The sequence below is a fragment of the Actinosynnema sp. genome (assembly GCF_052038725.1).
The window spans coordinates 1-2,887 of record NZ_JBQGCX010000029.1 but is presented as its reverse complement, the minus strand read 5'-3'; the positions used below and the strand labels follow the sequence as shown (position 1 = coordinate 2,887).

2 protein-coding genes are annotated in these 2,887 nt (G+C 72.3%); both read left to right on the top strand.

Annotation, left to right across the window (positions count from 1 at the left end; genetic code table 11):
- The first annotated feature begins 41 nt into the window (after positions 1–41).
- Entirely contained in the window at positions 42–611 is a 570-nt protein-coding gene (locus ACTUAL_RS00540; RefSeq protein ID WP_096493293.1) for a TetR/AcrR family transcriptional regulator, read from the top strand.
- 31 nt (positions 612–642) lie between these two features.
- Complete coding sequence (locus ACTUAL_RS00535; protein ID WP_440898883.1) at positions 643–2,832, top strand: MMPL family transporter; 2,190 nt, start codon at positions 643–645, stop codon at positions 2,830–2,832.
- The last annotated feature ends 55 nt before the right edge of the window (positions 2,833–2,887 follow it).

Genomic DNA, 2,887 nt, shown 5'->3' with positions numbered 1-2,887 from the left:
CTGGATGCCGAGGCGGTCGGTGCGCAGGTACCGTCGAACGGGTGGCACGAGAGATTCGGCACGAGGCGGACGTCCGGTTGCTCGACCGGGCGGCTGCGCTGTTCGCCCGGCACGGGTTCGACCACACGTCGATCAAGGACGTGGCGGACGCCGTCGGGCTGTCCAAGGCCGGGTTGCTGCACCACTACCCGACCAAGGAGGCGCTCTTCACCGCTGCCGCTGAGCTCGGGCGCGAGCGGGCGCGGCAGGTGTACGGGCAGGCCATGCGGCTGCCCGCCGGGCCCGAGCGGGACCGGTTGGCCGTCGAGCTGGTGACCGACCTCGCGCTGGAGCACCCAGGGCTGATCGCCATGGCCGCCGGGGTGATCACCGAGATGGGCTCGGACAGCGCCCACCCCTTGCTCGTGCCCGACAGCGACGAGCTGTCGATGTTCGCCGTGTTCGACGTCGACCCGCACGACGTCGACAGCGAGCGCCTCGTGCGCGTGATCGGCGCGCTGAGCGCGCTGGCCGTGCTCAGCCTGGCCGCCAACCACGTCGACCGGAAGTCGGTGTGGCGGCGGCACATCGTGGCCACCTGCCTGGCCGCTCTCGGCCACCCCTCCCCTTGACCCAACCCACACCTCTGAGGCCTGAACGCTCATGGCACGTCTCCTCTACCGGCTCGGCGTCGGCTCGCACCGACGACGGCTCGCCGTAGTCCTGTTGTGGCTGGTGGTGCTGCTCGGCACCGGCGCGGGCGCGCTGACCCTCTCGGGCACCACCGCCAACTCGTTCTCCATCCCCGGCCAGGAGTCCACGACCGCGCTGGACAAGATCTCCGAGGAGTTCGGCTCCAGCGGCGGCGCGACCGCGCGCGTCGTGGTCAAGGCCCCGGACGGCCAGGCGCTGACCACGCCGGAGAACGCCCAGCTGATCGCGGGCCTGGTGCAGAAGCTGTCCGAACTGGACGGTGTGGCCTCGGCGAGCAACCCGCTCGACCCGCAGGCCCCGGCGGTGAACCAGAAGCAGGACACCGCGTACAGCACGGTCACCTACAGCGCCAAGGCCGGTGACATCACCCAGGAGCAGAAGGACGCGCTGTCCACGGCCGTCGAGGACGGCCGCACCGGTGGGCTGACCGTGGCGGCCGCCGGCGAGCCCACCCAGTCGCCGCCGCACATCGGCGGCGTCGCCGAGGCGCTCGGCGTGATCATCGCGCTGGTGATCCTGGCCGTCACGTACGGCTCGCTCGTCACGGCGGGCATGAACCTGCTGACCGCGAGCGTCGGCGTGGGCATCGGCGCGCTCGGCGTCATGATCGCCACCGGGTTCATGGACCTGCAGTCCACCACCCCGGTCCTGGCGTCCATGCTGGGCCTGGCCGTGGGCATCGAATACGCGCTGTTCATCATCAACCGCTACCGGCAGGAGCTGCGGCACGGGCGCGAGGTCGGCGAGGCCATCGGCATCGCCGTGGGCACCGCCGGGTCCGCCGTGGTCACCGCGGGCATCACCGTCGTGATCGCGCTCGCCGGCCTGGCCGTCGCGGGCCTCCCGTTCCTGACCCAGATGGGCGTGGCCGCCGCCGCGACGATCGTGGTGGCGGTGCTGATCGCGATCACGCTCGTCCCGGCGGTGCTGAGCTTCCTGGGGCTGAAGGCGTTGCCGCGCAAGCAGCGCGAGGCCGTGCAGCGCGGTGAGGTCGGCGAGGCCGAGGAGCACCACGAGCGCGGGTTCTTCCGGGGCTGGATCAACGGCGTGACCAAGCAGCGGGTCGCCGCGCTGCTGCTGGCCGTGATCGGCCTCGGCCTGGTGTCGGTGCCCGCCGCGGCGATGACCACGACGCTGGTGCCGCGCCCGGTCGCCGACTCCACGCAGGAGCGCGCCGAGAAGATCCTGGCCGACGGGTTCGGCGCGGGCTTCAACGGGCCGCTGATCGTGCTGTTCGAGGGCGGGAACCCGGCGCAGGCAGCCGCTGCCGCCGTCGCGGGCGTCCAGGGGCTGGACGACGTCGCGATGGTCGCGCCGCCGATCCCCGACGCCGACGGCACGGCGGCGATGCTGACCGTGATCCCGAAGTCCGGGCCCGCCTCGCAGGAGACCGAGAAGCTCGTCGAGGACCTGCGGGCGCAGCTCGCGGACGTCGAGGGCAGCACGACCTACGTGACCGGGTCGACGGCGGTGAGCGTGGACGTGGCGGTGACGCTGGACAAGGCGCTGCCGGTGTACCTGGTGCTCGTGGTGGGCCTGGCGCTGCTGCTGCTGGTGCTGGTGTTCCGGTCGATCCTGGTGCCGCTGGTCGGCGTGCTGGGCTTCCTGCTCACGATCGGCGCGTCGCTGGGCGCGACGGTCGCGGTGTTCGAGTGGGGCTGGCTGGCGGACGCGGTCAACCTGGACGGCACCGGGCCGCTGATCAGCCTCACGCCGATCATCGTGATCGGCATCCTGTTCGGACTCGCGATGGACTACCAGGTGTTCCTGGTGTCGCGGATGCACGAGGCGCACGCGCACGGCATCGCGCCGCGCGACGCGATCCGCACCGGCTTCCGCCAGGCCGCGCCGGTGGTCGTGGCCGCTGCGCTGATCATGTTCTCGGTGTTCGCCGGGTTCGTGCCGTCGGGTGACGCGACGATGAAGTCGATCGCGTTCGCGCTGGCGATCGGGATCGCGGTGGACGCGTTCGTGGTGCGGATGTTGCTGGTCCCGGCGGCGCTGGCGCTGCTGGGGAAGGCGGCGTGGTGGCTGCCGTCGTGGCTGCGGTGGCTGCCGGAGCTGGACGTGGAGGGCGCCGGGCTGGAGCGGGACGGGAAGCTGGAGCCGGAGAAGCCGCTGGCCGACGTGGCGGGCTGACCTGCTGGACCTGCACGACCAACGCCGCCGTCCGGGTCTCCGGGCGGCGGCGTCG

Bases quoted from the DNA above. Each gene is read 5' to 3' on its own strand.
- ACTUAL_RS00535 (WP_440898883.1), top strand. From the start codon at position 643: ATGGCACGTCTCCTCTACCGGCTCGGCGTCGGCTCGCACCGACGACGG.